This window comes from Burkholderia perseverans (genome assembly GCF_022870505.1).
GTDB lineage: Bacteria > Pseudomonadota > Gammaproteobacteria > Burkholderiales > Burkholderiaceae > Burkholderia > Burkholderia plantarii.
The window spans coordinates 1,346,550-1,361,981 of sequence record NZ_CP045094.1 but is presented as its reverse complement, the minus strand read 5'-3'; the positions used below and the strand labels follow the sequence as shown (position 1 = coordinate 1,361,981).

15 protein-coding genes are annotated in these 15,432 nt (G+C 72.2%); 8 read left to right on the top strand and 7 right to left on the bottom strand.

Translation table 11 applies throughout. From position 1 onward, the window contains the following. The first annotated feature begins 406 nt into the window (after nucleotides 1-406). The gene (yghU, locus tag BpN12_RS20700; protein ID WP_246797322.1) at nucleotides 407-1,273 is read left to right on the top strand and encodes a glutathione-dependent disulfide-bond oxidoreductase; all 867 of its coding nucleotides are present in this window, start codon (nucleotides 407-409) and stop codon (nucleotides 1,271-1,273) included. A 75-nt stretch (nucleotides 1,274-1,348) separates the two neighbouring features. Here the strand turns inward: yghU and BpN12_RS20695 are convergent, their stop codons facing one another. The 6 genes from BpN12_RS20695 to BpN12_RS20670 form a co-directional block, all read right to left on the bottom strand. Then, on the bottom strand, nucleotides 1,349-2,014 hold the full coding sequence (locus tag BpN12_RS20695; protein WP_246797321.1) for an O-methyltransferase: 666 nt from the start codon (nucleotides 2,012-2,014) through the stop codon (nucleotides 1,349-1,351). 93 nt (nucleotides 2,015-2,107) lie between these two features. Next, on the bottom strand, nucleotides 2,108-2,491 hold the full coding sequence (locus tag BpN12_RS20690) for a VOC family protein (protein ID WP_246797320.1): 384 nt from the start codon (nucleotides 2,489-2,491) through the stop codon (nucleotides 2,108-2,110). Between the two features lie 280 nt (nucleotides 2,492-2,771). After that, nucleotides 2,772-3,383, bottom strand: a complete 612-nt coding sequence (locus tag BpN12_RS20685) for a TetR/AcrR family transcriptional regulator (protein ID WP_246797319.1) — start codon at nucleotides 3,381-3,383, stop codon at nucleotides 2,772-2,774. Between the two features lie 100 nt (nucleotides 3,384-3,483). After that, nucleotides 3,484-6,135 (bottom strand): DNA ligase D, encoded by a 2,652-nt coding sequence (ligD, locus tag BpN12_RS20680; RefSeq protein WP_246797318.1) that lies wholly within the window; start codon nucleotides 6,133-6,135, stop codon nucleotides 3,484-3,486. Nucleotides 6,136-6,154: 19 nt separating this feature from the next. Next, nucleotides 6,155-7,294 carry a non-homologous end joining protein Ku gene (ku, locus tag BpN12_RS20675; RefSeq protein ID WP_246797317.1) on the bottom strand — a complete coding sequence of 380 codons (1,140 nt, stop codon included), beginning with the start codon at nucleotides 7,292-7,294 and terminating at the stop codon, nucleotides 6,155-6,157. 252 nt (nucleotides 7,295-7,546) lie between these two features. Then, nucleotides 7,547-8,155 (bottom strand): hypothetical protein, encoded by a 609-nt coding sequence (locus BpN12_RS20670; protein ID WP_246797316.1) that lies wholly within the window; start codon nucleotides 8,153-8,155, stop codon nucleotides 7,547-7,549. A gap of 380 nt (nucleotides 8,156-8,535) precedes the next feature. Between BpN12_RS20670 and BpN12_RS20665 the strand changes: the two genes are divergently transcribed. Both BpN12_RS20665 and BpN12_RS20660 read left to right on the top strand, forming a co-directional pair. Continuing rightward, a complete protein-coding gene (locus BpN12_RS20665) occupies nucleotides 8,536-8,943 on the top strand; it encodes a PRC-barrel domain-containing protein (RefSeq protein WP_246797315.1) in 408 nt (135 codons plus the stop codon). Between the two features lie 166 nt (nucleotides 8,944-9,109). Next, the gene (locus tag BpN12_RS20660; RefSeq protein WP_246797314.1) at nucleotides 9,110-9,703 is read left to right on the top strand and encodes a GNAT family N-acetyltransferase; all 594 of its coding nucleotides are present in this window, start codon (nucleotides 9,110-9,112) and stop codon (nucleotides 9,701-9,703) included. Between the two features lie 336 nt (nucleotides 9,704-10,039). Here BpN12_RS20660 and BpN12_RS20655 read toward each other — a convergent pair whose 3' ends face one another. Continuing rightward, nucleotides 10,040-10,429 carry a DUF3455 domain-containing protein gene (locus tag BpN12_RS20655; protein ID WP_342346219.1) on the bottom strand — a complete coding sequence of 130 codons (390 nt, stop codon included), beginning with the start codon at nucleotides 10,427-10,429 and terminating at the stop codon, nucleotides 10,040-10,042. On the opposite strand from BpN12_RS20655, the gene BpN12_RS20650 reads away from it, so the two are divergent. The 5 genes from BpN12_RS20650 (at nucleotide 10,428) to BpN12_RS20630 (ending at nucleotide 15,376) form a co-directional block, all read left to right on the top strand. Further along, nucleotides 10,428-10,592 (top strand): hypothetical protein, encoded by a 165-nt coding sequence (locus tag BpN12_RS20650; protein ID WP_246798075.1) that lies wholly within the window; start codon nucleotides 10,428-10,430, stop codon nucleotides 10,590-10,592. The two genes, BpN12_RS20655 and BpN12_RS20650, sit on opposite strands and share 2 nt — an antisense overlap. A gap of 436 nt (nucleotides 10,593-11,028) precedes the next feature. Next, the gene (locus tag BpN12_RS20645) at nucleotides 11,029-12,156 is read left to right on the top strand and encodes a TIGR03118 family protein (protein ID WP_246797313.1); all 1,128 of its coding nucleotides are present in this window, start codon (nucleotides 11,029-11,031) and stop codon (nucleotides 12,154-12,156) included. A gap of 431 nt (nucleotides 12,157-12,587) precedes the next feature. Next, complete coding sequence (locus BpN12_RS20640) at nucleotides 12,588-13,133, top strand: RNA polymerase sigma factor (RefSeq protein ID WP_246797312.1); 546 nt, start codon at nucleotides 12,588-12,590, stop codon at nucleotides 13,131-13,133. Next, nucleotides 13,130-14,083 carry an anti-sigma factor gene (locus BpN12_RS20635; protein WP_246797311.1) on the top strand — a complete coding sequence of 318 codons (954 nt, stop codon included), beginning with the start codon at nucleotides 13,130-13,132 and terminating at the stop codon, nucleotides 14,081-14,083. Before BpN12_RS20640 ends, BpN12_RS20635 begins: the two co-directional genes overlap by 4 nt. 315 nt (nucleotides 14,084-14,398) lie before the next feature. After that, nucleotides 14,399-15,376 (top strand): anti-sigma factor family protein, encoded by a 978-nt coding sequence (locus BpN12_RS20630; RefSeq protein ID WP_246797310.1) that lies wholly within the window; start codon nucleotides 14,399-14,401, stop codon nucleotides 15,374-15,376. Nucleotides 15,377-15,432 lie beyond the last annotated feature (56 nt).

Genomic DNA, 15,432 nt, shown 5'->3' with positions numbered 1-15,432 from the left:
GGCGGCGAACGCCGAGGCGCCGCGCGGCAAGGGCTCCATGATCGCTCCGCGGCCGCGTCGCCGCCAAGCCGAAATCGCATGGAGGTTGATGGGGGCGTGCGTTGCGAAGCCGCGGCAGGTCCCGGCCGGGCGGGCGCGCCGAGGCGCTCGGCAATGGGCAAGCGACGAGCGGCACGCTCGCGCTCAGGTTTGCCTCGTCGCACCCGCCGCACCGGCCGCTCGCCGCTGCCCGGGCCGCAGCCGGCGGCCGCCGCCCGCTTTCCGCCCGCCCGCGTCCGGCTCCGGCAAGAACGCCGAAACGCGACTAGAGTAGCGGGTTCGACGCGGCGCTTCAGCGAGGCGCCGCGCCCGCCCTTTCGCCCCGCGGCCCGCACGCGGGCTCGATGCCTTTTTCGGAGAACATTGCATGAGCCAGGATTCCGTCTACGTCCCCCCGGCCGTCTGGACGCAGCGCGCGCCGTCCGGCGGCCATTTCGCGAACATCAACCGCCCGGTGGCCGGCCCGACCCACGACAAGGCGCTGCCGGTCGGCAAGCATCCGCTGCAGCTCTATTCGCTGGCCACGCCGAACGGCGTCAAGATCGGCGTGATGCTCGAGGAACTGCTCGCGCTCGGCCATGCCGGCGCCGAATACGACGCCTGGCTGATCCGCATCGGCGACGGCGACCAGTTCGGCAGCGGCTTCGTGGACATCAACCCGAATTCGAAGATCCCGGCGCTGGTCGATCACAGCGGCGCGGCGCCGGTGCGCGTGTTCGAATCGGGCTCGATCCTGCTCTACCTCGCCGACAAGTTCGGCGCGCTGGTGCCGGCCGATCCGGCCGCGCGCGCGGAAACGCTGAACTGGCTGTTCTGGCAGATGGGCTCGGCGCCCTACGTGGGCGGCGGCTTCGGGCACTTCTACGCCTACGCGCCCGAGAAGCTCGAATATCCGATCGACCGCTTCACGATGGAGACCAAGCGCCAGCTCGACGTGCTGAACCGCCTGCTCGCCACGCGGCGCTACATCGCCGGCGACGACTACACGATCGCCGACATCGCCATCTGGCCGTGGTACGGCGGCCTCGTGCAGGGCGAACTCTACGGCGCGGCCGAGTTCCTCGACGTCGGTGAATACACGCACGTGCAGCGCTGGGCCGGCGAGATCGCCGCGCGGCCGGCCGTCAAGCGCGGCCGCCACGTCAACCGCGTGCGCGGCGACGCCTCGGAGCAGCAGCACGAGCGCCACGACAGCGCCGACCTCGACCGCTTCGCGCCGGCCACGCGCGCGTAACGACGCTCGCGCCACGGCACGGCCCCGACCGGCGCGCGCCGACACAAGGCAACGCACGCCGGCCAGCCCGCCACGTCAACCCAGGCGCATCGACAGTTCGACGTCGCCGCCGAACGGCGTCGACAGATAGCCGTGCCCGGGCGCGCGCACGCGTGCCAGATACTCGGGGCTGTGCTCGGCGTTGTCGGCCACCACGAACGCGCCGGGCCGCAGCCGCGGCTCGATCAGCGCGAGGATCTCGGGATAGAGCGACTTCGCGCCGTCGAGCAGCAGCAGGTCGACACGGTCCGGCAGGTCGGCGGCGAGCGTTTGCAGCGCGTCGCCCTCGCGAATCTCGACCAGATCGATCAGGCCGCCCGCCGTCAGGTTGTGGCGGGCGCGCGCGATCTTCGACGGCTCGAACTCGCTCGTGATCAGCCGGCCGCCGCCGTTGTCGCGCAGCGCGGCGGCCAGATGCAGCGTCGAAATGCCGAACGAGGTGCCGAACTCGACGATGGTGCGCGCGCCGCCGCCGCGTGCGAGCTGGTACAGCAGCGTACCGGTGTCGCGCGACACCGGCAGCGGCAGATCCTTCATGCGGCCGTAGAAGTCGAGATAGTCGGTCTTGCTGCGCATCAGGCGGCTCAGCTCCCCGTCGGGCAACTCGGCGACGGCGCGGCTCAGGGCCGGCGCCGCGGCGTCGGCTTCGTCGAACAGGCGCGCGAGCAGCGGCGCGAGCGGGGCGGTGGTCAGGGTACTCATGGATCACTCCGTGGAAAGCCGGTTTCATTTCAATCGACAGGATGACTAAGCGATCGCGCATCGATCCGGGCCTCGGACCGGCGCGTCGTGGACTCAGTCGAACGTGGCGCGATATTCGGGCGCCGCGTCGGCGCGCGTGTTCAGCTCGAACATCACGCCGCCCGGCGCGCGGCAGAAGAAGCGCGAGCCGCGGCCGTTGTTGAAGATGCCGGTCTCGAGCGCCACGCCGTCGCCTTCGAAGCGTTCGTAGAGCGCGCGCACCGCGTCGATGTCGGGCATCTCGAAGCCGGCGTGGAACGAGCGCGGCCAGGCCGGCGCACCGTCGTCGACGTGCTCGATCACCACGTCGAAGCCGGGGCGCTTGAGGATGTAGGACTGGTCCCACCTGCCGGCGATCGTGAAGCCGAGATAGCGTTCGAAGAAGGCGGCGGTGGTGGCCGTGTCGGCCGAGGGAAAGCTCAGGTGGTTCAGTTTCATGATGGCGTCAGGCTCCGGATGAACCGGCGGTGCTCCGTGGTTGTCACCGCCAGAGCCATCAGAATACGGGCCGGGGCCGGCCGCCGGCTACTCGCATTGCCGGCGCGCCGGCGCGGCGCCGGGAACGCCTCGCGGCAGGCCCGAGCGGCCCGGTGCGGCGCGCCGGAGCGGCCCCGCCTTGCTCACATTCGCGCCGCGCCGGCGCTTCACATTCGTGGCCAGCACGCCTTGCTCACGTTCGTGGCTCGCATTCCGCCTCGGGCGGGCCGCCGCAAATGCCTCAGCCGGCGCCCAGATGCGTGAGATAGCCGAACACGGCCGCGCGCACGCGCCGTTCGAGATGGGCCACGTCGCGTTCGCCGCGCTCGCCGGCCGCGTCCACCAGCCCGCGAATCATCGCGCAGAGATCGGCCGCGGCGAGCGCCGGCTCGGGGCAGGCCGGAAACGCGCGGCGGATCACCGTCGCGACGATCTCCGGCATCGACGCGCATCGCACCGCGTCGCGCAGCGCCGGATTGGCTTCCTGCACGTCGAGCAGCCGCGCCAGCATCGGGCGCTCCAGCTGCTGGCGCGCGGCCGCGCCGATCAGGCGCTCGAGCGCGGCGGTGCCGTCGGGTTCGTCGAGCGCCGCCTCCAGGTCCTGCTGGAAGCGCAGCATCTCGCGCTGCATCAGCGCGACCGTCAAGGCGTCCTTGCCGGGGAAGTACTGGTAGAGCGAGCCGATGCTGACGCCCGCGCGCTCGGCCACGGCGTTGGTGTTGAACCCTTCGATGCCGACCATCTCCAGCACCTGCGCGGCGGCCTCGACGATCGCGGCCACCGTTTCGGCCGCGCGCGTCTGGCTCGGGGTCTTGCGAGGTTGCAGGCGCGGGGCCGAGGTGCGTGTGGACATGGCGGGCGGGCGCCGCGAGGGCGCATGAGCGGTCGGATCGCCGCCATTGTACAAAGCCGGCGCGTGCGGATCGAGCCCGGCCGGCGGCCGGGGCAAGGCATCAGAGCTTGCCGAGGCGCCGGCGCATCGCCGCCGTGATGCGCGTGCGCGCGGCGTCGTAGCCGTCCCACGGGTCGGCCCGCTGCGCGTCGAGCCGCGCGGGCAGGCTGGCGATCGTCCACTGCGCGCCGCCGGTGGTGGCGGCCACCTCCTCCCAGGCGAGCGGCACCGATACGCCCATCCCGGGCCGCGCGCGCGCCGAGTAGGCGGCCACCGTGCTCGCGCCGCGGCCGTTGCGCAGGTAGTCGACGAAGATCAGGCCCCTGCGGTTCTCCGGCCCCATCTTCGCGGTGAAGCGGTCCGGCAGCTGCCCGGCCAGATGCCGCGCCACCGCCTGCGAGAACGCCTTCGCGTCGTCCCATTCGGTATGCCGCGTGATCGGCACCACCACGTGCAGCCCCTTGCCGCCGCTGGTCTTGCAGAACGCGGGCAAGCCGAGCGCGTCGAGCAGCGCGCGCACCAGGCCGGCCGCCTCGATCATCCGCGCCCACGGCAGCGCCGGATCGGGATCGAGGTCGAACACCAGCCGCTCGGGCCGCTCGATCCGGTCCACCGTCGCGTTCCAGGTGTGGAATTCGAGCGCGTCGAACTGCGCGGCGCCCACCAGCGCGGCGGTGTCGTCGAGCGTCATCAGCGCGTCGTGGCCGGGATCGAGCCCCGGGTGGCGCGTGACGAAGCCCATGCCGCGCTCGCCCGCGTGCTTCTGGAAGAACGATTCGCCGCCGACGCCCTTCATGTAGCGCACCAGCGACACGGGCCGGCCGCTCAATTGCGGCAGCAGCCAGCGCGCGACCGACTCGTAGTAGCGCACCACGTCGATCTTGCGAAAGCCGCCGTCCGGATCGACCACGCGCTCGGGATGCGTGATGCGTATGCCCGCCACGGTCGAGTCGCTGGTGTTCGTTGCATTGGTGGCTTTCGTCGGTTCATTCGCCCCGGCGCGACGGCCATGCTTGGCGTTGCCGGCCGTGACGGGTTCGGTCGTGGCCATCCTGGTTCCCGTGGTTTGCCCTGCCGTCGGCACGGCGGTTTCCCTGACGATGCGCACGGCCGGCTTGTCGTCGCGCAGTGCGACGAACGCCGCCTGCCGCACCCGCCCGTCGGCGGTCCAGCCCGCGAACTCGCATTCGGCGACGAGCGTCGGCTCGACCCAGCGCACCGCGTCGCCGCGCGACGGCGGCGGCACGTCGAACGGCGCGCGCTCGCGTTCGAGCGCGGCAAGCCGCTTCGCGAGCGCGGCGAGCTGCCTGGCGTCGAAGCCGGTGCCGACGCGGCCGACGTACTGCAAGGCCCGCGGCTCGCGCGTGCCCTGGCGGCCGTGCCGCTTCGCGCCGTCCGGCGCCGCGTGGACGCCGAGCAGCAGCGCGCCGAAGTGGCTGCGGCTGCCGCGTGGCGCGCTGTAGCCGCCGATCACGAACTCCTGGCGCTGCCGGCATTTGAGCTTGATCCATTGGCTGCTGCGGCCGGCGCGGTAGGTGCCGTCGGCGCGCTTGCCGATCAGGCCTTCGAGTCCCGCTTGCGCGGCGGCCTCGAGCAGCGCCGCCGGCGGGCCGTCGAGCGTCGGCGAGAACCGCAGGCAGCCGGAATCGGTCTCGGCCAGCAGCGCGGCGAGCCGCTCGCGGCGCGCGTCGAGCGGCACGGCCTGCAGCGCGCGGCCGTCCAGATGCAGCAGGTCGAACACGAAGCAGACGATCGCCGCGTCGTCGCCGTCGGACAGCGCCTGCTGCAGCGCCGAGAAATCGGGAACGCCGCGCGCGTCGAGCACGACGGCCTCGGCGTCGAGCCACGCGTCGTCGACCGGCAGCGCCGCGAACGCCGCGCATTGCGCGCCGAACTTCGCGCTCCAGTCGAGTCCCTCGCGCGTCAGCACGCGCACCGTGCGGCGCTTGCCGCGCCCGGCGATGCGGACCAACACGCGGTAGCCGTCGAACTTCATCTCGTAGCGCCAGCCCTCGTCCTCGGGCGGCACGGCGACGAGCGTCGCGAGCTGCGGCGCGAGCGTGTCCGGCAACGCGGCGCGGCGCGCGCCGGGCAGATCGCTTCGCGCCGTCGATTTCGTTGCGGCCGATTTCGTTGCGGCTCGCTTCGCCGCCGCCTTGCCGGGTTGGATGCGTCGTCGCGTGACGGGTTCGTCCGCCGCTGCGGCGTCGGCCGCGTCGTCGCGCGCCTTCACGAGCAGCCACGACGACTTGCCCCTCGCGCCCGGCATCGCGGTACGGATCAGCGACCAGCGCCCCCGCAGCTTCGTGCCGTCGAGTTCGAACGTGAGCTTGCCGTCGCGATAGCCGCGCCGTGCGCCCGCCACGCCGCCATCGGGCCGCCAGACGCCGTGATCGTCGATCCGCACGCTGCCAGCGCCGTAGTGGCCGGGTGGAATCTCGCCCTCGAAACCCGCATAGTCGAGCGGATGATCCTCGACGTGCACGGCGAGCCGCTTGTCGGCCGGATCGAGGCTCGGGCCTTTCGGCACGGCCCACGATTTCAGCACGCCGTCGAGTTCGAGACGGAAGTCGTAATGCAGGCGCCGCGCGTGATGCTCCTGCACCACGAAATGCAGCGGCCCGGCCGCGCCACGCCGCCGCTTCGCGCCGGCCGGCTCGGGCGTCGCGTCGAAGCGGCGCTTGCGCTGGTATTCGGAGAGTTTGTCCGCCATCGTCGTCGCTGCCCGCGCGTCAGGCGGCGCGCTTGCGCGACGCCGGTACCGCGCTCGTCGCGCGGCCGGTGGACTTGCGGCTCGCGCCGGGCTTCGCATCCTGCTTCGTGGCCTGCTTTGTGGCCTGCTTCGTGGCCTGCTTCGTGGCCTGCTTCGTGGCCTTCTTGGCAGCCGTTTTTGCGGCTGGCTTCCCGGCGGATTTCGCGGCAGGCTTCGAACGGCTCGACGTGCCGCCGGCCTTCGCCGTGCTCGCCGGTTTCGCCGCCGTGCGCGCCGCGGGCTTTCCGGCCGCCGTCTTCTTGCCGGCCGCCTTGCCGTTCTTCACGCGGCCCGTTTCCTCATCCCCGGCATCCCTGCCGGCACCACGCCGCCCGCCGCCGCCGAGGCTGCGCCTCAGCAGTTCGGTCAGGTCGAGCACGTTGGACGACGTCTTCGCCGGCGCGTCGGCGTGCGGCGTCTCGATCGTCTTCGTCTTGCCGGCCTTCACCTTGCGCTCGACCAGCGCGAGGATGTCGTCACGAAACGTGTCGTGATATGCGTCCGGCGCCCAGTCGCCCGACATGTCCTCGATCAGCTTGCGCGCCATCCGCCGCTCCTGCGCGCTCGCGCCGGCGCCGCGCTTGCCGGCCGGCAGTTCGTCGAGCCCGCGCAGTTCGTCCTGCCAGCGCAGCGTATCGAGCGCCAGCACTTCGCCCACCGGGATCAACGCGGCCAGGTGCTGGCGCTCGCGCATCACCACCAGCGCGATGCCCACCCGGCCCGTCTCGGCCAGCGCATCGCGCAGCAGCGCGTAGACCTTCTCGCCGTTGCGTTCGGGCAGCAGGTAGTAAGGCGTGTCGAGATAAAGAAACGACACGGCCGAGGTATCGACGAAGGTCAGGATGTCCACCGACTGCGTGGACTCGGGATTGGCGGCCTGGATCTCGTCGTCGCCGAGCACGACGTAGCGCTCCTTCTCGTACTCGTAGCCGCGCACGATGTCCTCGCGCGCCACCTCGCGGCCGGTACGCTTGTTCACGCGCCGATAGCCGATCGGGTCGAGCGAGCGCCGGTCGAGCATCCGGAACGACGGCTTGACGGTACGCGTGGCCGGCACGAGCCGCACCGGCACATGGACCAGCCCGAAGCTGATCGCGCCTCTCCAGATCATCGCCGGCATCGCTGCCCTCCTCTCGTGACGGGTTCACACGCCGCGACGCGCAGGTTCGCGCCGCCGCCGTGCCACCGGCAATGCAACATGCATGCCACCTGCGCCGAGAGCGGGCAGGCGCCGCGTTCGAACCGTGTCCGGAACGTCACCGGACGGCGGCGCGACGCAAGCTGGACACATCGAGCCGGCTCATCCGTCCCAATCCGCGCCCGCTCCGCGGCCACGCAGGCGGCCCGATTCACGCCGCCGGCAGCACCCGCCTCACATCATCTTGCGGCGCGCGCGCTCAGCCTTCGCCGCGTCGGCCGCCGACGCCACGTCGCGGACCTCCTCGGGCGGAGGCAGCACGGCCTCGAAGCCCATCGACTGGAGCCACATCTCGCGCGCCCAGCCGCGAGTGTGATAAAGGTGATGATCCTCGTCCGCCTCCACCTCATCGTGTGCCTCCTTGAGCACCTGGGCGGCGTCGCCGGACAGCTGGTCCGCCGCGTAGCCGATCAGCTCCCAGTTCAGGTGATCCTTCGTTTCGGCCAGCACCACGCACTCGGCGGCCACGATCTGCGCGACCGCCGGCGCCGCGTTCTGCTTCGCCTGCTCGATCACGTTGACGAGCGACTTGCCGGTGTCCATCACCGCGCGGCGGCCCGCCGTCTGCGCCTGCTCGTCGAGCCCGAGGCTGCGGAACACCGAACGCAGCACGTCCTGGTGATGCAGCGTCTGCCGATAGTAGTGACCCCATTCGTCGTGCAGGCCCGGATCGATCGCGCAGGACAGCGCCGCCTGATAGATCTGCGCGCCCCCCAGCTCGGTTTCCAGCGCCTGATACAGCAACTCGTGTACGCCCTGCTCCTTCGCCTTGCTGCGTGCCATGGCTTCCTCCATGAAAATGGGCCGCGACGAACCGGCCCGACTGTCGTTGGAGCTTCGCGCAACGGCCGTGCCGCGCGCCGGGCCGCCCGCCGCCACCGAGCCGGGCGACGATCGCGCAAAAGCTGCATGGCGTTGTAAAAAGGAGGCCCCCGCGCTCAGCCGGCCGGCGCGCCAGCGCCTCATGCGATGGCACGACGCTTGCGTGGCCACACGAGCGGAGGCATCGCGCCGGGATCAACGGGCCTGAACCGGCGATCCGGCGGCCACGCCGGCAGTCACGGCGCGGCATCCGCCCGACCCGGCGGCTCGATCGATCCCGCAGCAACGCCCCACGCCCGGCTTCGCGCATCCCGCGCCGCCATCTCGACGGAGGTATCCCGATGAAAACGCCCGATACGAAACCCGCCGGCTCGCAAAGCGGCCCGCTTGCCGGCTATCGCGAGACCGATCCGAGCGGCGCGCTGCCGATCGCCGCGCACACGCTCGAAGGCGCCAGCGTGCGGGCCGACGACGGCGTGGACGTGGGCCACGTCAGCGACCTGCTGCTCGACCTCGGCGGCGGGCGCATCACGCATGTGCTCGTGACGAGCGCGAAAGGCCACGGTGATCGCCTGATCGCGATTCCCTGGCAGGCGCTGGCGGCCGATACCGAGGGCAAGGGCCTGCGCGTGGCCGCATCGTCCGAGCGCGTGTTCGCGGCGCCCGACTTCGACCGCCACCAGCTGCCGTCCGCGCGCCCGGCCGACTGGGCCAGTTCGATCGAACGCCACTTCGGTTCGCGGGCCTGAGCCGCGAAGCCCGAAGCCCGACGCGCGACGCCGCCGCGCTGCCCGCCTGCCGCGCCACGCGTGATGCCGGAGGTCCGGCGCCGGATTCGCGACACCAGCCATTCCGATTCGCGCGGCGCAGGCGCACTGGTGTAATGTCGTCGCTTTGCGCCGCGCCGAGTCCGCCATGCCCGCCTTCGAACCCGTCACGATCCTCACCCGCCGGCTGCGTCTGCGCGCGATGCGCGAGGACGACTGGCAGGCCGGCTTCGCGCTCTGGTCCGACGCCGACGCGATGCGCTACTGCTCGTTCCCGCCGATGACGGAGCCGGTGGACGCGCGGGCGCGCACCGCGCGGCTCGCGCAGGCAGCCGCGGCGGGGGAGGCATTCGTCTGCGTGGTGGAATCGCTCGCGAGCGGCGAGCCGCTCGGCGACTGCAGCCTGTTCGATCACGACGCGCAGTGCCGCCGCGCGCAGCTCGGCTTTTCGCTGCAGCGCCGCCATTGGGGCAACGGCTACATGACCGAGGCCGTGTCGGCGCTGCTCGACCATGCGTTCGACACGGTGGGCCTGCGCCGCGTCGAGGCCGACGTCGATCCGCGCAACGAGGCATCGGCGCGCCTGCTGGACCGGCTCGGCTTCGTGCGCGAGGGCTTGTTGCGCGAGCGCTGGATGGTGGGTGGCGACGTGTCGGACAGCGCGATCTACGGGCTGCTGCGGACCGACCGCCGTCCCGCCGCGACCATCACGCCCTCGCTCAGCGACGCCGGCGGGCGCTGAGGCACTGGAAGCCCGAACGCCGTTTCAGTCGTCACGACACCCGACACCTCGCGCGTCGCATGGCGGCAAACGTGCCGGCCGGGGCCGGCACATCAAGGCATGCCATGGATGCCGCGCCCCCGATCCCCCGACTGTCACGCCACCGGCCGCGTGAGGCGAACGGAAATGCCGCCGGCCACGCGATGCCGCCCGGTGGATCGCGGCGCGCCCGCACACGTCCACCCGCCTCGACACCGCCTTCAGCCAACGCCATTCCGATGCCGCACGCAGCCGGCCGCGTGAGCATGCTCCGCGCACGCCGCGCGGAAAAAACCGCCAAGCCGCCTCGCGGCGACCTCAACGATAGAACACGTATTGCGCGAGATACGGCACGCTGCCCGATTGATGCTCGCTCGCGCATGGCGCGGCCGGCGCCGCGCCGCCGACGGTATGGATGCGCTGCACGTAGCGCACCTCGGCCAGCAGCCCCGCCGCGCCGGTGCTGTGCGTGAGCAGCAGCAGTTGCGGAATGCTGCCCGGCGTCTCGCTCGGCTGCTGCGCGCGCACCTGCCCGACGATGCGGCTGCCGTCGCCGGCCTGCCACGACGGCCCGGCGCCATGGCGCAGCACCTCGCGGCCGCTGTCGTCGTAGAGCACGGCGCGCGGCTGCTTGAACACCCATTGCAGGCGATGCTGCGCATCGAACTCGCAGGCGTAGATCTGCACGCCCGACGCGTTCAGCGTCATGACGCGCACGCCCTCGGGCGCCTCGATCGCGGCCCCGGGCGCCGCCACGGAAGCCGCACCGGGCGCCATTGCGCAGGCACCCAGCGCAAGCGCCGCGACGCCGCAGAACGATGCGCACGCAACGGTTCGCGCGATCGGCATCAACGGCAGATCGCCGTCGTGATCGACTGACCGCACCGCTGGCGCTTCCACGCCGGCGCGGCGCGACCAAGAAAAGCCCGATAAAGCGAACGCCAGGCCGCCAAGCCGGCGACGCGAAAGGTTCGAATTCAGCATGACGAAAGCCCCCGAGTAAGGATCGCGCGAACGCACGCCCCGCCGTCCTGCCGGCGGCGGTATCCGTGCGACCGCTCCCCCCAGAACACCCGAACCCGCCCACCTATTCCATCGCTCCGCACGCCGCTTCCACGCCCCGAATTCGTGCGAAATCCCGATGGAATAAAAGGCCCGGCCTCGTGTTCTGCACTCGACGAACGCGCGCTGCGCCGCCGCTGTCGGGGGGGACACGGCGGCCACCCCGGCGCGCGCCGTCGCGGCATCCGCTCCGGCCAACCCACGGCCGGCCGGACTCGAATCCCAACATCGATCAGGAATCCAACATGAAGACGAAACGCATTGCAGCCCTGGCCGCGCTGGCCGCCGTCACGGCCTTCACGCTCGCCGCATGCGGCGGCGGAGACGACGACAATCCCGGCAGCCCCACCGTGACGGCCCCGCCGCCGCCCGCGCTGAAGACGCAGTTCAAGGCCACCACGCTGGTGTCCGACGGCAGCGCCACCGCCGCGAACCTCGACCCGAACCTGAAGAACGGCTGGGGCATCGCGTTCAATCCGACCGGCGTGATGTGGGTGTCGGACAACGACACGCAGCGCTCGACGCTCTATGACGGCAACGGCCTGGTGCAGTCGCTGGTGGTGACGATCCCGCCGAACGCGGCCGGCCAGAACGCCGGCCCCACCGGCATCGTGTTCAACAAGACCACCGACTTCCAGATCAGCGCGAACGGCGGCGCGGCCAGCAACGCCGTGTTCCTGTGGGCCACCGACGCCGGCACGATCGCCGCGTGGTCGCCGAAGGTGCTGCCGACGCAGGCCGTCAACGCGCACGACGACGGCACCGGCGGCGCCGTCTACAAGGGCCTTGCGATCGGCGTGAACAACGGCGCGAACCTTCTCTACGCGACCGACTTCCACAACAAGAAGATCGACGTGTTCGACAAGTCGTTCAACAAGGTCCAGCCCGGCGGCAGCTTCACCGATCCGAACCTGCCGGCCGGCTTCTCGCCGTTCGGCATCGCTGCGATCGGCAACACGCTCTACGTGTCCTACGCGCTGCTCGGCAGCAACGGCAAGACCCAGGTGAACGGCGCCGGCAACGGCGTGGTGGACGCGTTCGACATGGCTGGCAACTTCGTCAGGCGCATCGCCGCGGGCGGCACGCTCAACTCGCCATGGGGCATGGTGCTGGCGCCGGCGAACTTCGGCTCGGCCAGCAACGACCTGCTGGTGGGCAACTTCGGCGACGGCACCGTGGACGTGTTCGACCCGAACACCAACCAGCTGGTCGGCGCGCTGCCGAACCCGGACGGCTCGACCTTCAAGCAGGCCGGCATCTGGGGCATGTCGTTCGGCAACAACGCGGCGAACCAGCCCGCCAACACGCTGTTCTACGCGGCCGGCCCGACCCCCGCCACCGGCGTGTACGGCCGCATCGACGTCACGCCCTGAGTCGTGCCGCCGGTTACGTTGCCTGCCGTGTTCGCGATCGCGTCCCGCGTCGGATGCCCGAGCCGGGCCGCGGGCGCGGCAGGCATGCGTCTCCGGTCGCGATCCGCCAGGACGAAGCCAAGCACGAACGGCGCGACCGCGTCCCGGGCGTCCTGCGTACATCCAAGGCACGCTCCGGGCGCCGCCCGACCAGCTTCGAACCGCGCGAGCGCCGCGCGCCGGCGCCGCCGGTGGCGGCCGCCTGCCTCGCGCGCGGCCATCCGCAGTCCTGCCCGCCGGCGGTCCGCCGCCGCGCGGCCCCGCATGCGCCGGCACGCCGAGCGGAATCGCGCCCCAGGCGCTAGACTTCCGCGATCGCGTCCCCGCCACGCGTGCGTGGTCGCACGACGATCGGCGATGCAGCAACCGGACCCCAGGGGAGACTTACGTCGATGACCGGTGCAGACTTGCCACGCCTGCTTCCCGAGATGCTGCCGCGGCTGTGGGCCTTCGCACTGCGGCTCGCCGGCGATCAGCACGATGCCGAGGATCTGGTGCAGCGCGCCTGCGTGCGCGCGCTCGAACGCGCGCACCAGCTGCAGCCCGATACCGCGCCGCTCAGCTGGATGTTCTCGATCGTCCACACCACCTGGCTCAACGAATTGCGCGCGCGCAGCGTGCGGCGGCGTTCGAGCCTCGACTGGGACGACGACTTCATCGAGAACGTCGCCGATCCGTCGGGCCGCACGCCCGAGTCGGCGCTGATGCACGAGCAGGTGATCGCCGCCGTCGAGCGGCTGCCCGAGGCACAGCGCGTGGTGATGCTGCTGGTGGCCGTGGAGGGCCTCAGCTATCAGGAAGCGGCCGACGTGCTCGAGATCCCGATCGGCACCGTCATGAGCCGGCTCTCGCGCGCCCGCCAGGCGATCGGCGCGCGCTTCGCGCCGCGTCCCGCCGCCCCGCGCGCCACGACCACGCCCGGAGATTCGCTCGCATGAGAGTCGACGAGACCTTGCTGATCGCCTACGCCGACGGCACGCTGCCGCCCGCGCAGTTCGCCGGCGTCGCCTCGCTGGTGGCGGGTTCGGCCGAGGCCGCGCGGATCGTGCGGCTGCTGCGCGCCTCGCAGTTCGACTATCGCGCCGCGTTCGCGGCGCAGCCGCTGCCGCCGCTGCCGGCCGCGCTCGCCCGCGACGTCGGGCGCCTGATCGGCGACTGGCGCGAGCCGCGCGCGGCCGCGCCGGCGGCGCGCGACGATGCCGGCCGTGTCGACGGGACCGACGCAGCCGACGAGGCCGGCGGAAACGACCGGAGCGGCGGCGATGCCGCCGGCATGCACGCCGCCTCGCATGCCGCGCCGCCGCGCGACCCACCCGGCCGGCCACGCGCGCGAACCTTCCCGCGCCAGCCGTCGCCGGCATCGCTGCCATGGCTGCTGGCGGCCTGCGTCGCGGGCGCGGTCTGCGCGGGGCTGCTGCTGCGCGCGGGGCCGGACGCCGGGCTCGCGCCGTGGGTCGAGGCCGCGCTCGGCTACCAGCGGCTCTACACGCGCGACACGTTCGACGGCACGCGGCTCGACGCGGCCGACGCCGCCGGGCTGGTCGCGACGATCCGCGAGCGGGACGGCCTCGATCTGCGCCTGCCCGACCTGGCCGCCACCGGCCTGCGGCTGCGCGCCGTGCAGCGCCTGAACTTCCACGGCAGGCCGCTCGCGCAGCTCGTCTATCTGCCGCGACGCGGCGCGCCGGTGGCGCTCTGCGTGATCGGCGAGGCCCGGCGCGATGCCGGCGTGACGGCGCTCAGCATCGGCGCGATGCATGTGGTAACGTGGCGCCGCGCCGGACTCGGCTACGCGCTGATCGGCGCGCGCGGCGATCTCGATCTGGCCGCGCTGGGCCGCCGGCTCGCGGCCGGGGTGAGGGACGCGAAGGACGGCACGACGCGATGAAGCCGGTCGTAAGGAATGCGCAACGAAAGCGTCAGCCGGTAACGGCACGTGACAGGTGAACCCGGCGCGCGGCCGAAGCCCATGAACGACGCGCGCGGAAGCAGCGGCAACCTGGACGAAGGCACGGAACGACCGCGCAGGACAACGGCGCGGAGCAACCACGCGAGACGGCAACGCGGCGAGGGCCGCGCGCCGTCACGACAAGCCAGTGCGGCGAGCGTGTACCGCATGGCCAATGCGGTGCCGATCGGACCGTCGGCACCCGGGAATGGATCGACTCCATCCGCCCCCATTCGATTAGAACGACACCGATTGATGAAACCGGACGATATCCAGCTACTGGCTTACGTGAACGGCGAACTGCCGGCCCGCGAGCGCGACACGATCGAGCAGGCGATGCGCCGCCTGCCCGACGTGGCGGGACAGGTCGCGCTGCTGCGCGCGTCCGACCTGCCCTATCGCGAAGCGTTCGCCGCCCAGCAGCTGCCGCCGCTGCCGGCCGGCCTCGTGCGCGGCATCGAGCGGCTCGCGCAGCGCCACGCGGCCCGCGTGCCGCGCGTGACGGTGGCGGCCGGCGCCAACGATCCCGTCGTTGATGCGGGCATCGACCCGGCCGTCGCCCCGAGCGGCACGACACGGCGGCGCGTGGCGCCGGCCTGGCTCGCGGCGGCGTTCGTGGCCGGCGCGTTCATCTGGGGCGGCATCGCGCGCCTCGCGCCCGGCGGCTTCAACGGCTTCGCCGGCTTCGGCGGCGCGGCCGGCCTGCTCGCCGACACGCCGGCGCCGCGCGGCTGGATCGCGGCGGCGGCCGGCTATCAGCAGCTCTATTCGCACGACACGCTGGCCTCGGTCAGCGTCGATCCGCACCTGACGGCATCCACGCTCGGCGAGATCCGCCGCCTCGACGGCCTCGCGCTGACGATCCCCGACCTGCGCGCGGCCGGCCTCGCGTTCAAGCGCGTGCAGCGGCTGCGCTTCCAGGACCGGCCGCTCGCGCAGATCGTCTACCTGCCCGAGCGCGGCGCGCCGGTGGCGCTCTGCGTGATGCGCGAGAACCAGCCCGACGAGGCCGCCGCCGAGCGCACGGTCGAGCACATGGACGTCGTGACGTGGCGCAGCGCCGGGCTGCGCTACGCGCTGATCGGCCGGCGCGGCGACGCCGATCTCGCGCTGCTCGCGCGGCGCATCGCGGACGCGGACGGCGAGCCGCTGTTCTCGTCGCTCGGCACCGCGCCGGCCGTCAGTGAGAGCGCAAACGCCAGTGCGAACGGCACGGCGCCGACGGCCGGCTGAGTGCGTGGCCATCCGCTGCGCGTCATTGATTTCATGCGGCCCGCCTTGCGCCGATA